Annotated in this window: 26 protein-coding genes; 19 read left to right on the top strand and 7 right to left on the bottom strand. The window is 67.6% G+C overall.

Annotated features, from left to right (window positions below):
- Positions 1 to 8: 8 nt before the first annotated feature.
- Positions 9 to 803, bottom strand: a complete 795-nt coding sequence (locus FHW79_RS09865; RefSeq protein ID WP_183178739.1) for a response regulator — start codon at positions 801 to 803, stop codon at positions 9 to 11.
- Positions 804 to 1,383: 580 nt separating this feature from the next.
- On the opposite strand from FHW79_RS09865, the gene FHW79_RS09860 reads away from it, so the two are divergent.
- The 4 genes from FHW79_RS09860 to FHW79_RS09845 all read left to right on the top strand — a co-directional run bounded on the left by FHW79_RS09860 (position 1,384) and on the right by FHW79_RS09845 (position 4,716).
- Positions 1,384 to 1,947 (top strand): hypothetical protein, encoded by a 564-nt coding sequence (locus FHW79_RS09860; protein ID WP_183178844.1) that lies wholly within the window; start codon positions 1,384 to 1,386, stop codon positions 1,945 to 1,947.
- Positions 1,948 to 2,123: 176 nt separating this feature from the next.
- Complete coding sequence (locus tag FHW79_RS32600) at positions 2,124 to 2,657, top strand: MarR family transcriptional regulator (protein WP_183178738.1); 534 nt, start codon at positions 2,124 to 2,126, stop codon at positions 2,655 to 2,657.
- A complete protein-coding gene (locus FHW79_RS09850) occupies positions 2,654 to 4,291 on the top strand; it encodes an AMP-binding protein (protein WP_183178737.1) in 1,638 nt (545 codons plus the stop codon). The genes FHW79_RS32600 and FHW79_RS09850 overlap by 4 nt, the downstream gene beginning before the upstream one ends.
- Positions 4,288 to 4,716 (top strand): GtrA family protein, encoded by a 429-nt coding sequence (locus tag FHW79_RS09845; RefSeq protein WP_247884253.1) that lies wholly within the window; start codon positions 4,288 to 4,290, stop codon positions 4,714 to 4,716. The genes FHW79_RS09850 and FHW79_RS09845 overlap by 4 nt, the downstream gene beginning before the upstream one ends.
- On the opposite strand, the gene FHW79_RS09840 is transcribed toward FHW79_RS09845, so the two are convergent.
- Positions 4,680 to 5,477 carry a class I SAM-dependent methyltransferase gene (locus tag FHW79_RS09840; protein WP_183178735.1) on the bottom strand — a complete coding sequence of 266 codons (798 nt, stop codon included), beginning with the start codon at positions 5,475 to 5,477 and terminating at the stop codon, positions 4,680 to 4,682. The two genes, FHW79_RS09845 and FHW79_RS09840, sit on opposite strands and share 37 nt — an antisense overlap.
- A 181-nt stretch (positions 5,478 to 5,658) precedes the next feature.
- On the bottom strand, positions 5,659 to 6,534 hold the full coding sequence (locus tag FHW79_RS09835; RefSeq protein ID WP_183178734.1) for a ChbG/HpnK family deacetylase: 876 nt from the start codon (positions 6,532 to 6,534) through the stop codon (positions 5,659 to 5,661).
- A 49-nt stretch (positions 6,535 to 6,583) separates the two neighbouring features.
- Between FHW79_RS09835 and hutI the strand changes: the two genes are divergently transcribed.
- Genes hutI through hutU form a run of 4 tightly spaced genes read left to right on the top strand, consistent with a single transcriptional unit; the run spans position 6,584 to position 10,242 of the window.
- Entirely contained in the window at positions 6,584 to 7,798 is a 1,215-nt protein-coding gene (gene hutI, locus FHW79_RS09830; RefSeq protein WP_183178843.1) for an imidazolonepropionase, read from the top strand.
- Between the two features lie 38 nt (positions 7,799 to 7,836).
- The gene (locus FHW79_RS09825; protein ID WP_183178733.1) at positions 7,837 to 8,073 is read left to right on the top strand and encodes an Arc family DNA-binding protein; all 237 of its coding nucleotides are present in this window, start codon (positions 7,837 to 7,839) and stop codon (positions 8,071 to 8,073) included.
- Positions 8,070 to 8,498: a type II toxin-antitoxin system VapC family toxin gene (locus FHW79_RS09820; RefSeq protein WP_183178732.1), complete on the top strand. Its 429-nt coding sequence runs from the start codon at positions 8,070 to 8,072 to the stop codon at positions 8,496 to 8,498. The genes FHW79_RS09825 and FHW79_RS09820 overlap by 4 nt, the downstream gene beginning before the upstream one ends.
- Positions 8,499 to 8,541: 43 nt before the next feature.
- Positions 8,542 to 10,242, top strand: coding sequence for a urocanate hydratase (gene hutU / locus FHW79_RS09815; RefSeq protein WP_183178731.1), 1,701 nt, complete (start codon positions 8,542 to 8,544; stop codon positions 10,240 to 10,242).
- Here hutU and FHW79_RS09810 read toward each other — a convergent pair.
- Positions 10,220 to 11,191, bottom strand: a complete 972-nt coding sequence (locus tag FHW79_RS09810) for a DMT family transporter (RefSeq protein WP_183178730.1) — start codon at positions 11,189 to 11,191, stop codon at positions 10,220 to 10,222. The two genes, hutU and FHW79_RS09810, sit on opposite strands and share 23 nt — an antisense overlap.
- A 29-nt stretch (positions 11,192 to 11,220) precedes the next feature.
- A complete protein-coding gene (locus FHW79_RS09805; protein WP_183178729.1) occupies positions 11,221 to 12,018 on the bottom strand; it encodes a helix-turn-helix transcriptional regulator in 798 nt (265 codons plus the stop codon).
- A 112-nt stretch (positions 12,019 to 12,130) separates the two neighbouring features.
- Between FHW79_RS09805 and FHW79_RS09800 the strand changes: the two genes are divergently transcribed.
- The gene (locus FHW79_RS09800) at positions 12,131 to 12,895 is read left to right on the top strand and encodes a class I SAM-dependent methyltransferase (RefSeq protein WP_183178728.1); all 765 of its coding nucleotides are present in this window, start codon (positions 12,131 to 12,133) and stop codon (positions 12,893 to 12,895) included.
- A gap of 56 nt (positions 12,896 to 12,951) precedes the next feature.
- Here FHW79_RS09800 and FHW79_RS09795 read toward each other — a convergent pair whose 3' ends face one another.
- Positions 12,952 to 13,347 (bottom strand): hypothetical protein, encoded by a 396-nt coding sequence (locus FHW79_RS09795; protein ID WP_183178727.1) that lies wholly within the window; start codon positions 13,345 to 13,347, stop codon positions 12,952 to 12,954.
- Positions 13,348 to 13,580: 233 nt separating this feature from the next.
- On the opposite strand from FHW79_RS09795, the gene FHW79_RS09790 reads away from it, so the two are divergent.
- From FHW79_RS09790 to FHW79_RS09765, 6 genes are all read left to right on the top strand, one after another.
- Entirely contained in the window at positions 13,581 to 14,051 is a 471-nt protein-coding gene (locus FHW79_RS09790; protein ID WP_183178726.1) for a GNAT family N-acetyltransferase, read from the top strand.
- A gap of 136 nt (positions 14,052 to 14,187) precedes the next feature.
- The gene (locus FHW79_RS09785; protein ID WP_183178725.1) at positions 14,188 to 15,789 is read left to right on the top strand and encodes an ABC transporter substrate-binding protein; all 1,602 of its coding nucleotides are present in this window, start codon (positions 14,188 to 14,190) and stop codon (positions 15,787 to 15,789) included.
- A 131-nt stretch (positions 15,790 to 15,920) separates the two neighbouring features.
- A complete protein-coding gene (locus FHW79_RS09780; protein WP_183178724.1) occupies positions 15,921 to 16,931 on the top strand; it encodes an ABC transporter permease subunit in 1,011 nt (336 codons plus the stop codon).
- An 8-nt stretch (positions 16,932 to 16,939) separates the two neighbouring features.
- On the top strand, positions 16,940 to 17,866 hold the full coding sequence (locus tag FHW79_RS09775) for an ABC transporter permease subunit (protein WP_183178723.1): 927 nt from the start codon (positions 16,940 to 16,942) through the stop codon (positions 17,864 to 17,866).
- A gap of 8 nt (positions 17,867 to 17,874) precedes the next feature.
- The gene (locus tag FHW79_RS09770) at positions 17,875 to 18,879 is read left to right on the top strand and encodes an ABC transporter ATP-binding protein (RefSeq protein WP_183178842.1); all 1,005 of its coding nucleotides are present in this window, start codon (positions 17,875 to 17,877) and stop codon (positions 18,877 to 18,879) included.
- Entirely contained in the window at positions 18,879 to 19,883 is a 1,005-nt protein-coding gene (locus FHW79_RS09765) for a peptide ABC transporter ATP-binding protein (protein WP_114860915.1), read from the top strand. The genes FHW79_RS09770 and FHW79_RS09765 overlap by 1 nt, the downstream gene beginning before the upstream one ends.
- 39 nt (positions 19,884 to 19,922) lie before the next feature.
- On the opposite strand, the gene FHW79_RS09760 is transcribed toward FHW79_RS09765, so the two are convergent.
- Entirely contained in the window at positions 19,923 to 20,210 is a 288-nt protein-coding gene (locus FHW79_RS09760) for a DUF3072 domain-containing protein (protein WP_183178722.1), read from the bottom strand.
- 168 nt (positions 20,211 to 20,378) lie between these two features.
- Here FHW79_RS09760 and FHW79_RS09755 point away from each other — a divergent pair, with 168 nt between their 5' ends.
- The 4 genes from FHW79_RS09755 (at position 20,379) to FHW79_RS09740 (ending at position 23,060) form a co-directional block, all read left to right on the top strand.
- Positions 20,379 to 20,789 (top strand): bacteriohemerythrin, encoded by a 411-nt coding sequence (locus FHW79_RS09755; protein ID WP_183178721.1) that lies wholly within the window; start codon positions 20,379 to 20,381, stop codon positions 20,787 to 20,789.
- A 423-nt stretch (positions 20,790 to 21,212) separates the two neighbouring features.
- Complete coding sequence (locus tag FHW79_RS09750) at positions 21,213 to 21,869, top strand: MotA/TolQ/ExbB proton channel family protein (protein ID WP_183178720.1); 657 nt, start codon at positions 21,213 to 21,215, stop codon at positions 21,867 to 21,869.
- The gene (locus FHW79_RS09745) at positions 21,866 to 22,501 is read left to right on the top strand and encodes a hypothetical protein (protein ID WP_183178719.1); all 636 of its coding nucleotides are present in this window, start codon (positions 21,866 to 21,868) and stop codon (positions 22,499 to 22,501) included. Before FHW79_RS09750 ends, FHW79_RS09745 begins: the two co-directional genes overlap by 4 nt.
- A 22-nt stretch (positions 22,502 to 22,523) precedes the next feature.
- The gene (locus FHW79_RS09740) at positions 22,524 to 23,060 is read left to right on the top strand and encodes a hypothetical protein (RefSeq protein WP_014198683.1); all 537 of its coding nucleotides are present in this window, start codon (positions 22,524 to 22,526) and stop codon (positions 23,058 to 23,060) included.
- The last annotated feature ends 24 nt before the right edge of the window (positions 23,061 to 23,084 follow it).

Below are 23,084 nucleotides of genomic sequence, written 5' to 3'. Positions count from 1 at the left end.
GCGGAACCTCAGTGCTTCATTGCGAGCGAGGCTTCCTCGGGGTGGGGGGTGAAGACGGCGCGGGTGATCGCCTGTTCGATCTGCTCGCGGGTGAAGGGCTTGGGGATCACCGGGCCCAGATGCTCCAGCCCTTGCTTGGCCAACTCGTTGGGGAAGGCGGTGACGAAGATCACCGGCAGGAAGCGCTGGCGGCGAAGTTCCCGCGCCACCTCGATTCCGTTGTCGCCCTCGGCCAGACGGATGTCCATCAGCGCCAGTGTCGGCGCGTGGCGGGAGGCCAGGCTCAGCGCTTGGTCCATGGTGGCGGCGTTGCCGCAGACGGTGTGGCCCATGCCGCGCACCGTCTCCGCCAGATCGAAAGCGATGATGGCGTCGTCCTCGACGATCAGGATCGTCGCCGTCAGTTTCGACCGCACCCGTTCGCGCGCGAAGTTCAGCCGTTCCACGGCGTCCTCCGGGGCTATTCCCAACACAGTGGCGGCGTCGGCGACCGGCAGATCCTCAAGGTTGACCAGCAGGTAGAGGCGGCGGTCCATTTCGTCCAGGCTGTGCAGCGCGGCTTCGACCGGATGGGCGCCGGCGGCGCCTGCCCTGGCGCCGGAACTGTCCTGCAATTGGTTCAGGTACCGGTAGAGCGAGGCGCGCGACAGGACCACCGCCGCCGATCCTCCAGGACCATCCAGGTACCATTCCAAAGTGCGCGTCACCAGGGCATCTCCCTGCGTCGACGTGCCGGTCAAGGCCCGCGCGTAGCGTCGCAGGTAAGGCAGATGTTCCATCAGGTGGCGGGTGTTCTGATCCATGACGTTTTCCCCGTACCTCCAGCCAGTGCGGACCGCCGCGAGGTGCTGGCTTGCCTGCCGCGTTTCCCGGACTTTGCCGAATGTTCCCGTCCGATCGCTTACAAAGTTAATTTCATATGGCGCAGTTCGCGCCGTATCTGGAGTGACGACGAAAGGGTTATTCGGGATAGCTTGAACGGGTTAAGTCGCGTCGCCGATCGGGCCAGGTGATACTTCGTCCGCTTGGGCTCTCGATCCTTCCGGGCGCACCGGCACCCTTCGCTTCGCTGCACCTGCGGGGGTGGCGGAACAATCGGCAAGCGGCGGTTGTTGGAAGTGGCAATGGTGTGATTCCTCCCTGAACCGCCAGTCACTGCCGCCGCAGCGCTTGTCCCACCGGGGACGCGCCGGCGGCGTTTTTTTTGCACGGCATCACAAAAAAGCGCGCCGGTGGGCTTGCACAGGGATGAGTGCGATATTACTGACTGTCCCCGGCGTCGCGCACCGGTGGCGGAACGGCTTGGAAGCCGCCCGGCACCGTCTCGCCAGACCCGTGCCTGTCGAACCGCGTATGCCAGAGCCGCGCATGCCAGAGTCGCGAATGACCGAACCAGATTTCGACCCGGCAGACTCTGATCCGCCCGAATCCGAACCGTCGGTGACCGAAGGTGTTCCGCCGGACGAATTGGCGGATTTCCACGCTTGGCGTCAGCGCGTGGTCGGCACCAACATTTCCGACAAGACCCTGCTCGCCACCGATTATCTCAATCACTTCAACGAGATTGTGATGCTGATCGAGATGATTCCGGACATGCCGGACATGCTGGAGGAATGCCTGATCTGGCAGCCCAAGAGCTATCCGGAGCATTTCCGCGACAGCGGATTCTCGGACAGGGACCTTGCCATCGAGGCGTACGGCCACGTCCCCGCCAAGTTCAAGCGGCCGTTCGAGGACACCATCGCCCAGGCGCACCAAGTGGTCCGTCACACGCTGGAGCGCGTGTCCGTCGATATCCAGGATGGGGCAAGCGACAAGCTGCGGCTGGACTGTCAAACCTCGGTCGCGATGATCCATCGAATCATCCAGGTCGCCAACGGCATCATCCACGGCACCGCCCACGTCATGGAACAGGGCGAAATCGACCTGTATCTGAGCGCCGAGTAACCGCTGCGGCGCTCACCGAAAAAAGCGCCCGATCTCTGCGCAGATGATTATTGCTTGTGCACCAAGCATTCCTTCCTTGCATGGCTCAAAGGCCGAGCGTCCAACTACAGTAAGCCTTCGAACAAAGAAGAGGCGGCGCTGCGGCGGATGCCTCCCACCGGGAGTGGAGACAGACCGTGAAGGGACCCGCCACCGCAGCGGCCGAGACATCGGCCGAGGCGCAGGGGGACGTGTCGGTCGATGTGGAGGCTGCGGCTGACCTTGCTGCCTCCCCGGAGATGCGCCTCTGGTTGCGTCTTTCGGCGTGCGCCGTTCTGATCGGCGCCCGGTTGCGCAGCCGTTTGCGCGACGAGTTCAAAACCACGCAGCCGCGTTTCGACCTGCTGAGCCTGCTCGATCGTCAGCCGGAAGGGCTGACCATGGGCGAGCTGTCGAAGCGCATGATGGTCACCAACGGCAACGTCACCGGCATTGTAGAACGGCTGTCTGTCGACGGGCTGGTCACGCGCGCCGCGGCGTCGAACGACCGGCGCATGCAGTTTGTCCGGATCACCCCTGAAGGCAGCGCGCTGGCACAGGCCATCGCGGCGGCGCAACGCCGCTGGCTGGCCGAATTGACGGCGGGAATGCCCCACGGGGATGTGGTCCAGCTGTTGGGTTTGTTGGGAAAGCTCAAGAACACGGTGCGCGGCGGAGGCGTCAGGGGATGATTCGGTCCGGTCACATCGACAGTTTCACGCGCGACCGGCTGCCGCCGCCGGAGCAGATGCCCGATTTCTCCTACGACCGCCCCGAACTCACCTATCCCGAGCGTCTGAACGCCGCCGCGGCCCTGCTTGACGTCTGGCGCGAGCGCGGCTGGGACGAAAGGCCCTGCGTCATCGGCAACGGCGACGTGTGGAGCTATGGCCGCTTCCGCGACACGGTGGACCGCATCGCCCGCCTGCTGACCGAGCGGTTCGGCATCGTTCCAGGCAATCGGGTGCTGGTGCGCGGGACCAACACGCCGATGCTCGCCGCCTGCTGGCTGGCGGTGCTGAAGGCCGGTGCGGTCGTGGTGCCGACCATGCCGCTGCTGCGCGCGACGGAGCTGGAAAGCATCCTCGACCGCGCCGCCGTCTCGCTGGCGCTGTGCGACGCGCGCTTCGCCAAGGATCTGAACGCCGCGGCGGAGGCCATGGGTGGGGGGATGCCCGTCGTGACCTTCAACGGCGGCGACCTCGAAGTGCGGCTGGAGGAAATCGAAGCCGGCTTCGCCGCGGTGGACACCGCCGCCGACGACGTGGCGCTGATCGCCTTCACCTCCGGAACCACGGGCAAGCCCAAGGCGACCGCGCATTTCCACCGTGACCTCCTGGCGGTGGCCGACCTGTCGCCGCAGTCGCTGCTGAAGACCGGCGGCGACGACGTGTTCTGCGGGACCCCGTCGCTCGCCTTCGCCTACGGGCAGGGGGGAATGCTGCTGTTCCCGCTGCGGGTGGGGGCGTCGGTCGTGCTGCTGGACCGGGCCACGCCGGAACGGCTGCTGGAAGTGACCGCGAAGCACAAGGCGACGGTGATGTTCACCGTGCCGACCGTCTACCGCGCCATGACCGCGCGGATCGAGGAGGATCCGTCCCTGGCCGAGGGGCTGCGCACGTTGCGCGCCTGCGTCTCGGCGGGGGAGCCGCTGCCCGCCACCACGCTGGAGGGTTGGCAGGCGGTGACGGGGATGGAGATCCTCGACAGCTTCGGCACCACGGAGATGCTGAACGCCGTCCTGCATTCGCCGCCCGGCGCCGTCCGGCCCGGCGCCACCGGGACGGTGGTTCCGGGGTACGAGGCCCGCGTGGTCGATGACAGCCTGACCCCGCTGCCTCCCGGCCAGATCGGGCGGCTGGCCGTGCGCGGCCCGACCGGCTGCATCTATCTGGACGACCCGCGCCAGGAGAACTACGTGCAGGGCGGCTGGAACCTGACCGGCGACGCCTTCCGCATGGATGAGGACGGCTATTTCTGGTATCACGCGCGGACCGACGACCTGATCGTCTCCGCCGGCTACAAGATTTCCGGCCTGGAGGTGGAGGACGTCCTGCTCGGCCACGAGGCGGTGGAGGAGTGCGCGGTCATCGCGGCGCCCGATCCGCTGCGCGGCTCCATCCCCAAGGCCTTCATCGTCACCCGCGACGGCGTGCGGCCCAGCGACGATCTGGCGGAACGGCTGCAATGCTACGTCAAGGACCGGATCGCCCCCTACAAGTACCCCCGCGCGGTGGAGTTCCTGGAGCAGTTGCCGCGGACGGAGACGGGCAAGATCCAGCGCTACAAGCTGCGGCAGAGGGAATGGGTCGAGAACGAGGATTGACCGGGGCAAGATTCACCGGGGGCCGGGCGGCGCACGCACCGCTGGTCCAATTCCTGCTCTTCGCGGTGGTCGGCTGCGCGGCGGCGGTCGGCCATTACGGCGTGCTGATCGCCCTGTCGGAGCTGGCGGCGGCCCCGCCGGTTCTGGCCTCGGCGGCGGGCTTCCTCGTCGGTGGCGTCATCAGCTACCTGCTGAACTACGGCCATGTCTTCCGCAGCGAGCAGGAGCATCTGCCCACGGCGACGAAGTTCGTCGCCGTTGCAGCCGTTGGGCTGTGCCTCAACAGCGCCATCATGTGGGCCTTGGCGCAGCGGCTGGGCCTGCATTACCTGCCGGCCCAGCTCACCGCGACAGCGCTGGTGATGCTGTGGAGCTTCGGCGCGAACCGCTACTGGACTTTCAGGGACGGATCATCCGCCGGCTGAGCGCCGGTCGGCTCGCCATGGGGGCGGGCGACAAAGGAATGGCGGTGCGGTGTCGGGCCGATGTTCTTCGGAAGACGATCGCTGCGCAGCCCGGCGGCGGACAGCCGGGCCTGGAGTTCCGCCGGCGTGTAGGTGGAAAAGCCGGCCTCGCGCCGGATGCGGCGGTAGTCGGACAGGGCCATGCGCCCCAGACCCATCAGCGCCGCCATCAGGAAGCCGTGCCGGCGCGCCATGCTGAGCTGGCTGGCGATGTCGCGCAGCATCGGCGTGTCGGGTTCCACCACATCGGCGATGAGGATATGCCCCCGCGCGCCGATCAGGTGGCGCCACCGGTGAAGGACGCCTTCCAGTTTCTCGCGCGGGATGTACTGCAGCACGGAGACGGCCAGCACCAGATCGACGCTGCCCGTCGGCAGGGCGGCGAGGTCGTCGTCGTCGAGAATGCGGATTCCGGGATGGCCGGACAGCCGCTCGCGCAGGCGTTCCCGCACCGCGGGGGCTGCGTCGTACAGCCAGACGTTCCGGCAGCGCTTCGCCATCGCTTCCGCCGCCAGCGCATCGCCGCAGCCGAAATCCAGGACGGTCCCCCCTGCCGGAAGATGGGCGTCGAGGTCGTTCTGCAGGCAGGCGAAATGCGCTTCCAGATTGCGCTGGTTCGCGTAGATGGCGTTGGGGCGGTTCCAGAAATCGACCCATCCGCTGGAACTCTGGCCGCCCGGTGGCCCGGACGACATCCCGTTGTTTTGCCCGTCGTTCAACATGTCCCGCATCCCTTTTTGAAGGCCGTTTCCCGTCGAGGGGATCTTGTTGTTCGTCTCTTCGCCAGGAAGAGTCCCCTCGATCCGGCCGTGTCGTAACGATGGTAGGGGCGAACAATTGCAGCGGTCAAGAATGACCGGCGAGACTATGCCGCCGGAGGGGGCGGAGAAGCGGGAGGTTGTGTCAGGGCGCCGGGAACCCGGCGAAGCGGGCGAGCCGGATGTTCTTCTCGGCGAGCAGGGCGGCGAAGGCCGGGCTCCTCAAAAAGTCGTGCTCCACCTTGCGCTGGTCCACCAGCGGGTCGGCGCGGCGCAAGGCCTCGTCCGGGACTCCGGGATGGACCATCACCAGCAGCCGTCCGGCGGGACGGTCGAGGAAGCGCGCCATAAGATCCGGGAAGGGCTGGCGTCCGGAGAAGTCGTAGACCCCGGCGAAGCGGTCGTTGGCGGGAATGCCGCGCGCCCGCGCCAGCCGCGCCAGCCCGCCGCCGAGCCCGCCGATCAGCAAGGTCTTCGGCACCGCCACGCCGCGGCGCAGGACGGCTCCCATTGGCTCCCCGCACAGGCGGACATAGGCGCCGGGCAGGGCGGCCAGGGCGTCGGCCACCGCCTCGCGCACGGTGGGAAGCTGGTGAACGTGCTGGTGACCATCGATGTAGGCGGGTGGTCCGCCCCAGGCCGCGGCGAAGGCGTCGATCTGCCGGGCCAGCTCCGCCCGGATTTCCCGGGGGTCGAGGCCGCCGCTGTAGGCCAGTTTCATCAGCCGTCCCAGGGGAGGCAGCTTTCCGTCCGGCGCCAGCCTGGGCAGGGATCCCAGCGGCGGCTGGTCGGTCAACGTGAAATGCAGCCCGACGTCGGCCTTGTCGGACAGCTCCTTCAGCGGCGCCGCTCCCTCCGCCCAGTAGGGGCAGAGCGTCATGGCCGAGGTGGCGGTCAGCCGTCCGGCGGCGATGAGGTCGCGGATGGCCTCGTTGACCCCCGGCGACAGGCCGTAGTCATCGGCGCAGAGCAGGACCGGATGCGCGGAACGCGGGGCTGGGGTGGTGTCGGTGTCGGGCATGGCGATGGTAAGGTGGGGTGGACAGCGGCGCGAAGCCGGGGAGGGGATGATGGAGTGGGACAGCCTGTGGTTCAACGGTCATGCGGCCACCATGGGGCCGGCGGGCCCGGTTCGGGACGCGGTGATCGCCGTGAAGGACGGACGGATCGCCTGGATCGGCGCCGCCAAGGACCGGCCCGCCGGCCGCGCCGCCGAGGAGCATGACCTGGGCGGGCGCTGGGTCACGCCAGGGCTGATCGACTGCCACACCCATCTGGTTTTCGGCGGCAACCGCGCCCGCGAGTTCGAGATGCGGCTGGAAGGGGCGACCTACGAGGAGATCGCGCGGGCCGGCGGGGGCATCGCCTCCACCGTCGCCGCGACCCGCGCCGCCGACGAGGACGGGCTGATCGCCAGCGCCGCCGTCCGGCTGCAACGGCTGCTGGCCGAGGGCGTGACGGTGGTGGAGGTGAAATCCGGCTACGGCCTCGACCTCGCCACGGAGCGGCGGATGCTGCGCGCGGCGCGGGCGCTGGGCGAGCGCTTCCCCGTCACGGTGCGGACGACCGGGCTGGCCGCCCACGCCCTGCCGCCGGAATTCGCCGGGCGGGCGGACGACTACATCGCGCTGGTCTGCGATGAGATCCTGCCCACCCTGGCCGCGGAGGGCCTGCTCGACGCGGTCGATGCCTTCTGTGAGCGCATCGCCTTCTCGCCGGAGCAGACGGCCCGCGTGTTCGACACCGCGCGGCGGCTCGGCCTGCCGGTGAAGCTGCACGCCGACCAGCTCTCGGACGGCGGCGGGGCCGCGCTGGCCGCGCGCTACAAGGCGCTGTCCGCCGACCATGTGGAGCACACCGGCGAGGAGGGCGCGCGGGCGATGGCTGCGGCGGGGACGGTGGCCGTGCTGCTGCCCGGCGCCTTCTACACGCTGCGCGAGACCAAGCTGCCGCCCATCGCGCTGTTCCGGCGCCACGGCGTGCCGATGGCGGTGTCCACCGACTGCAACCCCGGCACCTCGCCCGCCGTGTCGCTGCTGCTGATGCTGAACATGGCCTGCACCCTGTTCCGCCTGACCCCGCAGGAGGCGCTGGCCGGGGTCACCCGCAACGCCGCCCAGGCGCTCGGCATGGCCGCCACCCACGGCACGCTGGAGCCCGGCAAGGCCGCCGATCTGGCGGTGTGGGACGTCGGCGACCCGGCGGAGCTGTGCTACTGGCTGGGCGCCACCCCCTGCGCGGCGGTGGTGCGGGACGGGCGGCTGGTGAAATCGCTCCAAGGGTAGGCTAACATCGGGGCAACGCGGACGGAGGTGAGCCGGCGATGGGGGAGATCACGCTCAGGATCGAGGAAGACGTGCTCGACCGCTTGAAGATGCGGGCCAGCATCGCCGGCCGGTCCGTCGAAGAGGAGATCGGTCGGATCGTCGAGGAGGCGACGGCGGTGCCCCCTCCTGAACGCAGGGCGCTGGTCGAGGAGTTCCGGCGCATCCGCGCGCTGACGCCACCCGGCGCGTCCATCGACGTCGCCGCCGTGATTCGCGAGGGACGCGAGCGATGACTCTGGTGGTGGATGCCAGCGTCGCGGTTCTATGGGGCGTCGAAGACCCCTTGGCAGAAGTGGCGGAAGCCCTTCTCCTGTCATCACGGCCCTTGATCGCTCCGGACTTCATCTTGATCGAGGTCGCCAACGCCGTCTGGAAGATCGCGCGGCGCGGCGGTATCCAGGGAGAGCAGGCCGAAGGCATTGTGGAGCGCATTCCGCGCGCCCTGACCGAACTGGTTTCGCCGACCGTCGTATGGTCACAGGCGCTTCGCATCGCCCGTCAACTGGATCATCCAGTGTATGACTGCGCCTATCTGGCGCTTGCTGAATCGCGTGGCGCGCCGCTCGTCACGTTGGACAAGCGTCTGCACGCCCGCACCCGCTCCACCCCTTGGGAAACGTTGACCGTTCTCCTGGGCGGCGGCACTGTTCCCGTCTGAAAACAACAAACGCATCAAGCAGAATTCGAGAGGGACGAGTCACATGTCCGACACCAAGCCGCCGGCCGGGCAGCCGGCCAACCGCCGCGTCATCCGGGCGCCGCACGGCACCGACCTGTCCGCCAAGTCCTGGCTGACCGAGGCGCCGCTGCGCATGCTGATGAACAACCTCGACCCCGACGTGGCGGAGAACCCGGACGAGTTGGTGGTCTATGGCGGCATCGGACGGGCGGCGCGGAACTGGGATTGTTTCGACGCCATCGTGGCGTCGCTGAAGACCCTGAACGAGGACGAGACGCTGCTGGTCCAGTCGGGCAAGCCGGTCGGCGTCTTCCGCACCCACGCGGACGCGCCGCGTGTGCTGATCGCCAACTCCAACCTCGTGCCGCATTGGGCGACCTGGGACCATTTCCGGGAACTGGACGCCAAGGGCCTGATGATGTACGGCCAGATGACCGCCGGGTCCTGGATCTACATCGGCAGCCAGGGCATCGTCCAGGGCACCTACGAAACCTTCGTGGAGGTCGGGCGGCGGCATTACGGCGGCGACCTCAAGGGCCGCTGGATTCTGACCGGCGGTCTGGGCGGCATGGGCGGCGCGCAGCCGCTGGCCGCGACCATGGCCGGGGCGTCGATGCTGGCCGTGGAATGCTCCGCCCGCAGCATCGAGCGGCGGCTGGAGACCAAGTATCTCGACCGCTCGGCCACCAGTCTCGACGAGGCCATGGCGATCCTCTGGGAGGCCCAGGCCGCCGGCACGGCGGTGTCGGTCGGTCTGCTCGGCAACGCCGCGGAGGTGTTCCCGGAGCTGGTGCGCCGCGCCAAGACCGACCCGCGCTTCCGCCCCGACGCGGTGACCGACCAGACCAGCGCCCACGACCCGCTGAACGGCTATCTGCCCGCCGGCTGGACGATGGAGGAGGCCGAGACGAAGCGCCGCAGCGACCCGGCGGCTGTGGTCGCGGCGGCCAAGGCGTCGATGGCGGTCCATGTCCGCGCCATGCTGGACTTCCACGCCATGGGCGTGCCGACGCTGGATTACGGCAACAACATCCGGCAGGTCGCCAAGGACGAGGGGGTGGCCGACGCCTTCGCCTTCCCCGGTTTCGTTCCGGCCTACATCCGGCCGCTGTTCTGCCGCGGCATCGGCCCCTTCCGCTGGGCCGCCCTGTCCGGCGACCCGGAGGACATCTACCGCACCGACGCCAAGGTGAAGGAGCTGATCCCCGACAACCCGCACCTGCACAACTGGCTGGACATGGCGCGCGAGCGCATCCGCTTCCAGGGCCTGCCGGCGCGCATCTGCTGGGTGGGTCTGGGCGACCGGGCGCGGCTCGGCCTCGCCTTCAACGAGATGGTGGCGAAGGGCGAACTGAAGGCCCCCATCGTCATCGGGCGCGACCATCTCGACAGCGGCTCGGTCGCCAGCCCGAACCGCGAGACGGAGGGGATGATCGACGGGTCCGACGCGGTCTCCGACTGGCCGCTGCTGAACGCGCTGCTGAACTGCGCCTCGGGGGCGACCTGGGTGTCGCTGCACCATGGCGGCGGCGTCGGCATGGGCTTCAGCCAGCATTCCGGCATGGTCATCGTCGCCGACGGGACGGACGCCGCGGCCAAGCGGCTGGAGCGGGTGCTGACCAACGATCCGGGCACCGGCGTGATGCGCCACGCCGACGCCGGCTACGACATCGCGAAGGACTGCGCCAAGGAGCAGGGGCTCACGCTTCCGATGATCGGCTGATGGGATTGGCGGGGGCGGCGCGCGGCGGCAGGGTCGCCAGCGCCACCCCCGGCAGCACCAGCAGGACGCCCAGCAGGTGGAACATCTGGAACTGCTCCCCCAGGAGCGCCCATGCCGCCACCGCCGCCCAAAGCGGCATGACGTAGAGCGAGGTGCCGGCCCGCGCCGGCCCCATCAGGTTGATCGTCTTCTGATAGGTCAGGAAGGCCAGGACGGAGGCGAACAGCGCCACCCCGGCGATGCGGAGGGCGGCGTCCAGGCTCAGCGGGACGGGGCGGAGGGCCAGAGTCTCCCACGCGTAGAAGGGGGCGAGCACGACAACGCCGGCCAGCGCGTTGGCTGCGAACACCGTCACTACCGGCAGCGAACTGCGGGTCTGGCGCAGCAGCACCGTGTAGACCGCCCAGGTCGCCGACCCCACCAGGATCAGCAGGTCGCCGGCGTTGAAGGACAGGTGCAGCAGCGCCTGCGCGTCGCCGCGGGTCAGGATCACCAGCACGCCGGCCATGGCGACGGCGATTCCCGCGGCCTGCCTCGGCGTCACCTTTTCGCGCAGCCACAGGGCGGCGATCATCAGAATGATGACCGGGCTCGTGGCGTAGATCAGCGCGGCGTTGGTCGCGCTGGTGCGCTCCAGCCCCATATAGACGACGGCGCCGCACACGCCCTGGGCCAGAGCGCCCAGCAGAAGGAAGCGCTTCCACGAGGCACGCAGGACGTGGCGGTGCTGGATCAGGCCGGGCAGGGCCAGCGGCAGGATCATCAGGAAGGCCAGCACCCAGCGCCAGAAGGCCAGCCCGACCGGTGGCACGATGGCGGCGGCGGCCCGCCCGATCACCACATTGGAGGCGAAGAAGGCCGAGGAGAGCAGATACAGACTGTAGGCTGTGAAAACGGCGTTGGTCTTCGCGGCACTGTCTTGAGGTGCGTCGGGCGGCTGGCGGTCCATGGGGCGTCCGGAGCGTGTCGGTGGGCGTCTTACGGAGCCTGCGGCCCCAGCAGCATCACCAGCTTGTAGTCGGATCGTCCCGCGGGGCACAACGTCACTTGTTCGTAGACCAGCGTCCCGTCCTGGGGATGGGTGAAGCCGCGAGTGCCGCCCTCCCGCTCCAGCACGCCCTGGTCCTCCCACAGCCGGGCGAAGCGGGGCGACGCCGCGCGCAGGCCGTCGACCAGGGCGGTCACAGCGGCATCCCCGGCGCGGCGGGCGGTGTCGGCGCGGAACTCGGCCAGCAGCCGACGGGCGCGGTCCTCCCAGTCGGCGATGAAGCCCCGCGCGGTGGGGTCGAGGAAGACGTAGCGCAGCAGGTTGCGCTCCACCCCGCCCAGCCAGCCGGAAAAGAGATGGGCCGCGCCGTCATTCCAGCAGCGGGCGTTCCAGACGCGGTCGAGCAGATAGGCCGGCGCCGTCATCGACTCCAGCGCCGCGAGCAGCGGAGCCGGCGGCTGGTCCGATCGGTCCGCCGCGTCGGTGTCGGGATCGCGCTTGCGCGACAGCTCGAACAGATAGACGCGCTCCGCCGCGGTCAGCCGCAGCGCCCCGGCGATGCGCGCCAGCGCCTGCGGGGAGACGGAGACCTCGCGTCCCTGTTCCAGCCAAGTGTACCAGGTCGGGCTGAGGCCGCAGAGCTGGGCGGCCTCCTCCCGTCGCAGGCCGGGCGTGCGGCGGCGGGCGGAGCCGGTTTGCGGGATGCCGGCCTCCGCCGGGGTCAGCCGCTCCCGGTGGGCGCGCAGGAAGGCGCCCAGCCGGTGCCGGGCATCGTCGTCGGAACTCATGGTGGCAGCGCTTATACCAGGATAAGCGCTTGCCTTGTACCAGTTTGCCGAACGGCCGATGCTGGAGCCTCACGACGAACCCGCCCCAACACACACGAACGGAATCGCCATCATGAGCAACAGCCACCACGGCGTCGTCGCCGCGCAGTACGGCCAGCGCGCCGACGCCTATGTGACCAGCGTCGTCCACGCCTCCGGTGCCGACCTGGACCAGATCGAGGATGCGCTGCGCGGGAAGAGCGCCGCCCGCGTGCTGGATCTCGGCTGCGGCGGCGGCCACGTCGCCTACCGCGCCGCCCTCCACGCCGCCGAGGTGGTCGCTGTGGACGTCACCGCCCAAATGCTGGAGGTGGTGGCCCGCAACGCGGCGGAGCGCGGCTTGGCCAACATCACCACCACACAGGCCCCCGCCGAGCGACTGCCCTTCCCGGACGGCCATTTCGACGTGGTGCTGAGCCGCTTCAGCGCCCATCACTGGCTGAACGCCGAGGCCGGCCTGCGCGAGGCGCGGCGGGTGCTGGCTCCGGGCGGGCGGGCGGTCTTCGTGGACATCGTGTCGCCGGGGCACCCGCTGTTGGACACCCATCTCCAGGCGGTGGAGCTGCTGCGCGACACCTCGCACGTCCGCAACTACAGCGCCGCGGAATGGATGGCCGCCCTGTCGCGCGCCGGCTTCGCGGTGACCGGCCTGACGCCGCGCCGCCTGCGCATGGAGTTCGCCGTCTGGACCGCCCGCACCTCCACCCCGGAGCTGCGCGCCCAGGCCATCCGCGCCTTGCAGGATCTCGCCTCCGACGAGGTGCGCCGCCACTTCGACATCCTGGAGGACGGCAGCTTTCTCCTGGACAGCCTGACCATCGAAGCGGAGGCTTGCTGACTGTTGACGCAATGGCAGAGGGATAGTGGCGATAGGGAGCCATTCCCTCTGCAAGATCACTGCTTGTTTCTGGAAAAATCCATTTCAGCCTGCATATCAAAACGTTGCAAAGCTTCTTTAGTTTTCTGTCCACCGCATGTTTCTTGAGCAAGAAATTCCGATACGGCTTTGTCAATCGCGGTGTAGTGCTCTGTCATCGTCTTATCAACGCGATCGCGGCCCCATTCCGGATTCATTTGTTTGAGGCGAAGGGTCGCATGAGTGGAGATGATTTGGTAGTTCTCTATAAATTTTGTGAGTTTCGCTTTGTCGGGCTTCACGCATTTGCTGGCAAGTGAATTGGAAACTGAGAACTGTTGCCATATTGTGAGGATGTCGGGGCCTTGAGCTTGAGCCATTGCCGGAGCGACCGACAGCAACATCCCGCAAGCCAGGGCGATCATGGGGCGCATGCTGTATCCACTGATGTGCATCATTGAACTTTTATAACCGGTGATTGATGGGGTTTATAGGCCTTCTCGGTTTCGGCTTCATCTGAATTCATATCCCTCACGATTGTTGGGAGTGCGGTGAAAGGGGCAGTCGGGTCTACGGATCGAAGGGTCGAGGATCGAAGCAAGGTGTTTCGGATCACAAACTTCCCAAGTACGATTGCCTCGCGAAACGTGAGCGGAGGTGTTGGGACATGACCGACATTCGTGTGCGTAAGGCTGGGCTTGCCGACGCGGGTGTGGTCACCGGGTTCGTGGCGGCGCTGCTCTCTGAACTCACCGCCGGGCAGAACGATACGCCGCGGGCCGTCATGCTGGCGGCCGCGGAGTCCCTGCTGGGCGGCGCCGGCGAGTCCTACATGGTCTTCCTGGCCGAGGATGCGGCGGGGCGCCCGCTCGGCGTCGCGACCCTGTCGGAGGGGGCCTGCATCTCCACGTTGGGCCGGTTCGGGACGATCCGGGAATTGTACGTGAAACCGGAGTCGCGCTCCGCGGGGGTGGGGCGGGTGCTGATCCGGGCCGTTCTCGACCACGGCCGTCGCCATCGCTGGACGCGGGTGGAGGTGGGGGCGCCGTCCGCCGCGGACTGGCCGGATTCCCTGCGGTTCTACAAGCGCGAAGGCTTCACGGAGATCGGGCCGCGCCTGAAATTCCGCTTGGCCTGACGCCCGCCGTGGAGCTTGCGTGATGTGGCTTGGTTGCGTGTTGACAGACGATTCGGCCACGCGCCAAATGAACCCGCATCACCGGCCGCCGAAAAGAACGGGCGGCCATTCGACCGAACACGGGAGGTTGTTAGGAATGAAGCGCATCCTGCTGGGTGCCGGGCTCGGCGTTGCCGCCACCTTGGCGCTTGCTGCGCCGGCCCAGGCCGCCAAGACCCTCGTCTATTGCTCCGAGGGCAGCCCCGAAAACTTCAACCCGATGGTCAACACGACCGGAACGAGCTTCGACGTCTCGCTGCCCGTGTACAACAATCTCGTGCAGTTCGAGCGCGGCGGCACCAAGGTCGTCCCCGGCCTCGCCGAGACGTGGGACGTGTCGGAGGACGGGCTGACCTACACGTTCCACCTGCGCAAGGGCGCGAAGTGGCACAGCAACAACGATTTCAAGCCGACCCGCGACGCCAACGCGGACGACGTGCTGTGGTCGTTCAATCGTCAGTGGAAGAAGGATCATCCCTTCCACAAGGTGTCCGGCGGCGCCTATGACTACTTCAACGACATGGCGATGCCGGACCTGCTGAAGTCGATCGAGAAGGTCGACGACTACACGGTCAAGTTCACGCTGAACAAGGTCGAGGCGCCCTTCATCGCCAATCTGGCGATGCCCTTCGCGGCCATCCAGTCCGCCGAATACGCCGACTCCCTTCAGAAGAAGAACCAGATCGACAAGATCGATCAGGCGCCGATCGGCACCGGCCCGTTCCAGTTCGTCGCCTACCAGAAGGACGCCGTCATCCGTTACAAGGCGTTCGAGCCGTATTGGGGCGGCAAGGCGCCGCTCGACAACCTCGTCTTCGCCATCACGCCCGACGCCGCCGTCCGCTACGCCAAGCTGAAGGCCGGCGAGTGCCACATCGTGCCGTACCCGAACCCGGCCGATCTGGAAGCGATGAAGAAGGACACCGCCATCAATCTGATGGAGCAGGAAGGCCTGAACGTCGGCTATCTGTCCTTCAACGTTACAAAGAAGCCCTTCGACGACGTGCGCGTCCGCCGCGCGCTGAACATGGCCATCGACAAGAAGGCCGTGGTCGACGCGGTGTACCAGGGCGCCGGCGTCCCGGCGAAGAACCCGATCCCGCCGACCATGTGGTCGTACAACAAGGAGATCGAGGACTACCCCTACGATCCGGAGCGCGCGAAGAAGCTGCTGGCCGAGGCCGGCTTCCCGGACGGCTTCGAGACCGACCTGTGGGCCATGCCGGTGCAGCGCCCGTACAACCCCAACGCCAAGCGCATGGCCGAGATGATGCAGGCTGACCTCGCCAAGGTCGGCATCAAGGCCAAGGTCGTGCAGTACGAGTGGGGCGAGTACCGCAAGCGCCTCCAGGCCGGCGAGCACCAGATGGGCATGCTGGGCTGGACCGGCGACAACGGCGACCCCGACAACTTCCTGCACGTCCTGCTCGGCTGCGAGGCCGCGCGTCCGGGCGGGTCGAACATCGCCAAGTGGTGCTACAAGGAGTTCGACGACCTCGTCCTCCAGGCCAAGCGCACCACCGACATCGCCGCCCGCACCAAGCTGTACGAGCAGGCGCAGGTCATCTTCAAGGAAGAGGCCCCGTGGCTGACCGTCGCGCACTCGGTCGTGCACATGGCGCTGAGCAAGAATGTGGTCGATTACAAGATGGACCCGTTCGGCATCCATCGTTTCTACGGCGTCGATTTGAAACAATAAACTCAGCGTAGCAAGCGGCTTTACAAAGCGGTCGCCGGGGCATTAAACCCCCGGCTTCCCTTTGCGGATGCAGAGGTAAAAAGGGGGCCGCGGCCCCCTTGCTTTCGTTTCGAGCCCCCGGTGACGATCCGATGCTACGCTTCATCCTGACGCGGGTGAGCCTGGTGATTCCGACCTTTCTCGGCGTCACCTTCCTGACCTTCCTTCTGATCCGCCTTGTCCCCGGCGACCCCATCGAGGTGCGCGTCGGCGAGCGCGGAATCCCCCCCGAACGGCTTCTCGAACTGCGGCACGAGCTGGGGCTGGACCGGCCCCTGTGGCAGCAGTTCCTCGATTACATCGGCGGCGTCCTCCAGGGCGACCTCGGCGTGTCGCTGGTGACGCGCAATTCGGTGTTCAGCGAATTCGTGACGCTGTTCCCGGCGACGCTGGAACTGGCGGCGCTTGCCATGCTGTTCGCCACCGTGGTCGGCCTGCCCGCGGGAATCATCGCGGCGGTGCGGCGCGGCTCGGTCTTCGACCATGGCGTGATGGGCATCAGCCTGACGGGCTATTCCATGCCGATCTTCTGGTGGGGCCTGCTGCTGATCCTGTTCTTCTCGGTGGGGCTTGGCTGGACCCCGGTGTCCGGGCGGCTCGACCTGCTCTATTACGTGGAGCCGGTGACCGGCTTCATGCTGATCGACACGCTGATGGCCGGCGAATACGGCGCCTTCTGGTCGGCGCTGCACCACCTCATCCTGCCGATGATCGTTCTCGGCACCGTTCCGCTGGCCGTCGTGGCGCGCATGACGCGCTCCGCCATGCTGGAGGTGCTGGGCGAGGACTACATCCGCACCGCCAAGGCCAAGGGGCTGGCGGGCAAGCGAGTGATCGGCCTGCACGCGCTGCGCAACGCGCTGATCCCCGTGGTCACCGTGATCGGTCTCCAGGTGGGCACGCTGCTGGGCGGCGCGATCCTGACCGAGACCATCTTCTCCTGGCCCGGCGTGGGCAAGTGGCTGATCGAGAGCATCAACCGCCGCGATTATCCGGCGCTTCAGGGCGGGGTACTGCTGATCGCGACGACGGTGATGACCGTGAACCTGCTGGTGGACGTTCTCTACGGCGTCCTGAACCCGCGCATCCGCCATTCGCGGTGAGGTGAGCCATGACGACTCCTACGACGACGGGCCTTCCGGAGACTCTTCCGGCCGCCTCCCCGCCGGTTTCCCAGCCGCCGCACCCGCTGGTCGAGTTCTGGTACCATTTCCGGCAGAACAAGGGGGCCATGGCCGGCCTCGCCGTGATCCTGCTGATCGCGGTGGTCGCGCTGTTCGCCGAGCTGGTGGCGCCGCACGATCCCAACATCCAGTACCGTGACGCCATCCTGGTGCCGCCGGTCTGGCAGGAGGGCGGGCGCTGGGCCTTCCTCCTCGGCACCGACGACATCGGGCGCGACATGCTGTCCCGCCTGATCTTCGGCGCTCGGCTGTCGATGATGATCGGCCTGATCGTCGTCACGCTGTCGCTGGCGGTCGGTCTCGCGCTGGGCATGGTCGCCGGCTTCTTCGGCGGCGTCACCGACGCGCTGGTCATGCGCTTTATGGACATCCTGCTGTCGCTGCCCAGCCTGCTGCTGGCCGTGGTGGTGGCGGCGATCCTCGGGCCGGGGCTGGTCAACGCCATGCTGGCCGTGTCCATCGTGGTCATCCCGCACTACGCCCGCCTGACCCGTGCCGCCGTGATGGCGGAGACGAACAAGGACTACGTCGTCGCCTCCCGCGTGGCGGGAGCCGGGCCGCTGCGGCTGATGCTGGTGGTGATCCTGCCGAACTGCGTGGCGCCGCTGATCGTCCAGGCGACGCTCGGCTTCTCCACGGCGATCCTGGATGCCGCGGCGCTGGGCTTCCTCGGCCTGGGCGCGCAGCCGCCGACGCCGGAATGGGGCACCATGCTGGCTTCCTCCCTCCAGTTCCTCCAGCGCGCCCCCTGGGTCGTCACCTGGCCCGGTGTGGCCATCCTGGTGACGGTGCTGGCCTTCAACCTGCTGGGCGACGGGCTGCGCGACGCGCTCGACCCCAAGCTGAAACGCTGATGCCTGCCATGCCTCTTCTCGACATCAAGAACCTGTCCGTCGAGTTCACCACGCGCGCCGGCACCTTCCGCGCGGTGGACGGGATCGACCTCACCGTGGACGAGGGCGAGGTGGTGGGCATCGTCGGCGAGTCCGGGTCCGGCAAGTCCGTGACCTCGCTCGCCGTGATGGGCCTGCTCGGCTCCAACGGCACGGTGATCGCCGACCGCATGCAGTTCGGCGGCAAGGACCTGCTGGCGATGAGCCCGTCGCAGCGCCGGAAGATCACCGGCAAGGACGTGGCCATGGTCTTCCAGGAGCCGATGACCAGCCTGAACCCCTGCTTCACCGTCGGTTTCCAGATCATGGAGACGCTGAAGGTGCATGAGGGGCTGTCCGGCAAGGCGCTGCGCAACCGCGCCATCGAGCTGCTGGAGCAGGTCGGCATCCCGGCCCCGGAAAGCCGCCTGTCGGCCTTCCCGCACCAGCTCTCCGGCGGCATGAACCAGCGCGTGATGATCGCCATCGCCATCGCCTGCAACCCGCGCCTGCTGGTCGCGGACGAGCCGACGACAGCGCTGGACGTGACCATCCAGAAGCAGATCCTCGACCTGCTGGTCCGCCTCCAGAAGGAGCGGGGCATGGCCCTGATCCTCATCACCCACGACATGGGCGTGGTGGCGGAGACGGCGCAGCGGGTGGTCGTCATGTACGCCGGTCAGGTCGCCGAGACGCGCCCGGTGGACGCCCTGTTCAAGGCGCCGCGCCACCCCTACACCGGCGCGCTGCTCGACGCACTGCCGGAGCGGGCGCTCGGCAAGCGCCGGCTGCCGACGATTCCCGGCGTGGTGCCGGGCATCGGCGACCGGCCGCAGGGTTGCCTGTTCAACCCGCGCTGCCGCTTCGCCACCGACCGCTGCCGCATCGAGCGGCCGGCCCTGTTCGACGTGGACGCCGGCAAGGCGCGTTGTTTCTATCCGCTATCCGACAATTTGAGTCCCGATGCTCCGGTCGGCGCCGGGGAGGTTCTGTGATGACCGACATCCTCACCGACGTCATGCCGGCCACCGGTCCGGTGGTCCTGGAAGCCATCCACCTGCGCAAGCACTATGCGGTGAAGCGCGGCGCTTTCAAGCCGGCGGCCACCGTCAAGGCGCTGGACGGCGTGTCCTTCCAGCTCGAAGCCGGAAAGACGCTGGCCGTGGTCGGCGAATCCGGCTGCGGCAAGTCGACGCTGGCACGCTCCGTCACGATGATTGAGCCGCCGTCCTCGGGCCAGCTTCTCTACGACGGGCGCGACGTGGTCGGGCGCACCGCGTCGGAGATGAAGGAACTGCGGCGCACCGTCCAGATGGTGTTCCAGAACCCCTACGGATCGCTGAACCCGCGCAAGACCGTGGGCTCGATCCTGTCGGAGCCGCTGGTCATCAACACCCCGATGGGCAAGCAGGAGCGGCGGGAGCGGGCCGTCGCCATGATGGCGAAGGTCGGTCTGCGCCCCGATCAGGTCGACCGCTACCCGCACATGTTCTCCGGCGGCCAGCGCCAGCGCATCGCCATCGCGCGTGCGCTGATGCTGAACCCGCGGGTGGTCGTGGCGGACGAGCCGGTGTCGGCGCTCGACGTGTCGATCCAGGCGCAGGTGCTGAACCTGATGATGGATCTTCAGGAGGAGCTGAACCTCGCCTACCTGTTCATCTCCCACGACCTCAGCGTGGTCCGGCACATCGCCGACGCGGTCATGGTGATGTATCTGGGCCGTCCGGTGGAGCACGGGCCGAAGGACGTGGTCTACAGCCGCCCGCGCCACCCCTACACCCGCATTCTGATGGCCGCCACGCCGCGGGTGAATCCGGCGCTGCGGGCGGAGCGGGTGATCCCCAAGGGCGAGTTGCCCTCGCCGCTGAACCCGCCGCCGGGCTGCCCCTTCCACAAGCGCTGCCCCCACGCCACGGAGCGCTGTGCCGCGGAGGTGCCGGCGCTGCGCCCCGTAGACGAACGGCTGGTCGCCTGCCATTTCGCGGAGGAGATGGCCTGAGGGCCTGAGCATCTGGGCCTGGGGCCGCGGCGTCTCCCGTCAGGTGCCGCGGCCGGTCTTGTCCTGAAGGGCGTCGATGCGTTTGGAGGCTTCGGCCTTCGTCAAATCTCCATCGAAGCCTTCGCCGGCCTCCTCGCTGAGCGTCTTCAGGTAGGAGGCCTGCGCCCCGGTCATCGGCTCGTCACCCGTCGTCCAGTCGTCCGGGTCCTTCTCGCGGTTCGAGTGGTCGGTTCCCCCGGCGGGCGTCGTTTTCGGGTTGCTCTCCGGATTCGGGGCCTCTGCGCGAGGGGGCTGCTTCTCGCCATTGCTGTCGCGTTTCGCGTTCATGGAATGTTCCTTTGTTCTGGAAACGTCTGACGAACAGCCGCCCGTCGGATTGGTTCCGGGCGTTGCGTTGCCGACCGTTGAAGCGTCCACGCGAAGACGTTACCCTTTCGCGGCCTGGGGTTTTCCCCGGCCGGTCATGTGAGGCCCAGCGCGAGGGGACGGAACGAAATGCCGCTGATGGTGTGGAACGACAAGCTGAGCGTCGGGATCAAGCAGTTCGACGAGGAGCACAAGCAACTGGTCGCCCTGGTCAACGAGCTGTTCGACGCCGTTCAGGCGGGGCGCAGCAAGGAGGCGCTGGGCGGCATCCTCGACAGCCTCGTCGCCTACACCAAGTCGCACTTCACCCATGAGGAGGAGCATTTCGCCCGCCTCGGCTATCCGGACCGCGACGCCCACAAGGCGGAGCACGATGCGCTGGCCAATCAGGTGCTGGAGGTGCAGCGCAAGTATCACGCCGGCGCCACCGCCACGCTGAGCATGGAGGTGATGAACTTCCTGAAGAACTGGCTCATCAAGCACATCCAGGGTACCGACAAGAAGTATGGCCCCTTCCTGAAGGAAAAGGGCGTGGCGTAAAGGGCCAATTCCGTAAGGATGGTTGCCGGGGCGTAACGCCGCGGGTCGCTCACTTCCTCTCTCCCGTCGCGGGCGCTTTTCCCCCGCCGTGTCGCGCGTCAACCCGGTAGGTCCGTCGCCGGGTGTCGGGAACTCTTGGCCTGGGCCGGGGTTCATGAGGTGACGGATGACTCCTGAATGGCTCCGTCGTCGCGCAATTCCGGCGAAGGTGCGCCGATGAACCGATGGCCGACACGGAGCCGTCCTGCCGCCAGCGCCCAGACCAACGGCGCTGGTGCCGCCAGCGCATGCCGCCGCACATTCGTCTTCCGCTCTCCCGATCCCGCCATCGCCGCCCGGCTTTCCGCGGCGCCGCCGTTATGCGCCACTGCCGCCTGAACATGACGATCCGGAGACACACGCAACCGTCACAGGGTCAAAACCATGGAAGAACAGTGGCTCCTCAAGGCGAAATTCGTTGCCTTCAATTTGACGATCTCGGCGTTCGTCTTCGTCCTCTATGTACAGGGGTGGTTGGACCGGGTCTTGACCGGGCACATCGCCGTGGCGACCGCGATCATCGGGATTGTCTTCCTCGTCGGGCTGGTGATGTCGGCTTATCGGGTGTGGAAGATCGGTGGTGAGTTGGACAAGGCCAAGCTCGGCGGCGGACGGCTGATGAAGGTCGAGAGCGAGCGCGCCCTGGAAATCCGCCTGTTCTCCCGGATCTCGCACCTTCAGCACATCGCCAACGCGCTGGGCATGCTCGGCCTGATCGGCACCGCCTGGGGCTTCAGCCTGTTCGCCGCGAACATCACGCCCGACATGGTGGGCAACGCCGCCTCGGCCGGCGCCATGGTGACGACGCTGGCCAGCGGTTTGGGCGTCGCGATCTATGCCACCATGCTGGGCGGTGCGCTGTGCTTGTGGACCACCTGCAACCTTCAACTCTTGCGCGGGGCCACGGCGTCGCTGTGTGCCCTGATCATGGACGAGGCCCACGCCCGCTCGCGGCTGGCTCCGCGGACGACGGGGGCGCCGGACTTCGCCACGCCGCAAACGGCCCCCTACGGCGCCCTGGGCGGTGAGGCCACACCATGAACGACTTCCTGGGCGAGGACCAAACCGGTGTGCTCGTCGCGCGCGACCTGCTGACGCTGCTGCTGTGCGGCTTCGTGGCCTGCGCGGTGCTGGCGGTACCCTTCATCAACGAGGCCAAGAAGACCGAGGCCAATCAGCAGAACGAGTCTTCGTCGTCCGCCGCGGCGGGCATGGAACCGCCGGGAAACGTCATCATCGAGGCGCGCTGGGACGACAAGCTGCGCAGCGACGTCGATCTGTGGGTGCAGGCACCGGGCGACGTGCCGGTCGGCTACTCGAACAAGTCGGGGCTGATCTTCAACCTGCTGCGCGACGATCTGGGGGCCTACGCCGATCCCACGGAAATCAATTTCGAAACCTCCTATTCCCGCGGCATTCCTCCAGGAGAATACACGGTCAACGTGCACATGTTCCGCAATCTGGAGAATGTCTTTCCCATCTGGGTCCGGGTGGTCGCCCGCGTCAAGGCGGAGCATGAATCGGGGGCCGCCACTGTAGCCGCAACGCGCGTCCGGCTGGACCACGAAGGGCAGGAGATCACCGCGTTCCGCTTCAACCTGACCGAACGGGGCGAGCTGGTGCCGGGGTCCCTGAACGCCGTGTTCAAGCCGCTGCGTTCGGCGAAGAATTGACCCGTCGGATCGAGAGTGCGCCATGGAAAGCCTGACCGTCATCTTCGGCTTCGTCGCCGTCGTCACCCTGCTGCTCGTCCTGTCGGCCTTGCGCTGGACGCGCAGCCGGATGGCGCGCGTGGTGATCCTGCTGCTGTTCGCCCTGCTGCTGCCGGCGGCCTACGCCGCACCGGCGGCGCTGCTGGGCCGCGCGAAGCCGGTCACGCTGGAATGGATGGGGGCCAACGTCCGCGAGGCGAAGGTGCTGAGCGCCACGCTGGTGGAGAACGAAGCCATCTACCTCACCCTCCTTTGGGAGCAGGCGCCCAACCTCTACCGCCTGCCTTGGGATCGCCGCATGGCGGAGCAGTTGCAGGAAGCCCAGCGCGAGGCCCAGCGCAACGGCACCAACCCGATGATGCGGCTGCCCTTTGAGCGGTCCTGGGACGACCGGGAGCCGCGTTTCTACGCGCAGCCGCAGCCGAAGATGCCGGACAAGCCCTACGAGAACGCCCCCGGCAACGGCGGACCGGGCGGCAATCCGGGGATCGAGTTCCAGCACCCCGGCCAGCCGACCTGATTCCCGACAGGCCGTTTTCCGTCA

This window comes from Azospirillum sp. OGB3 (assembly GCF_014192915.1).
Taxonomy (GTDB): domain Bacteria; phylum Pseudomonadota; class Alphaproteobacteria; order Azospirillales; family Azospirillaceae; genus Azospirillum.
This window is presented reverse-complemented; position numbering and strand designations above follow the sequence as displayed.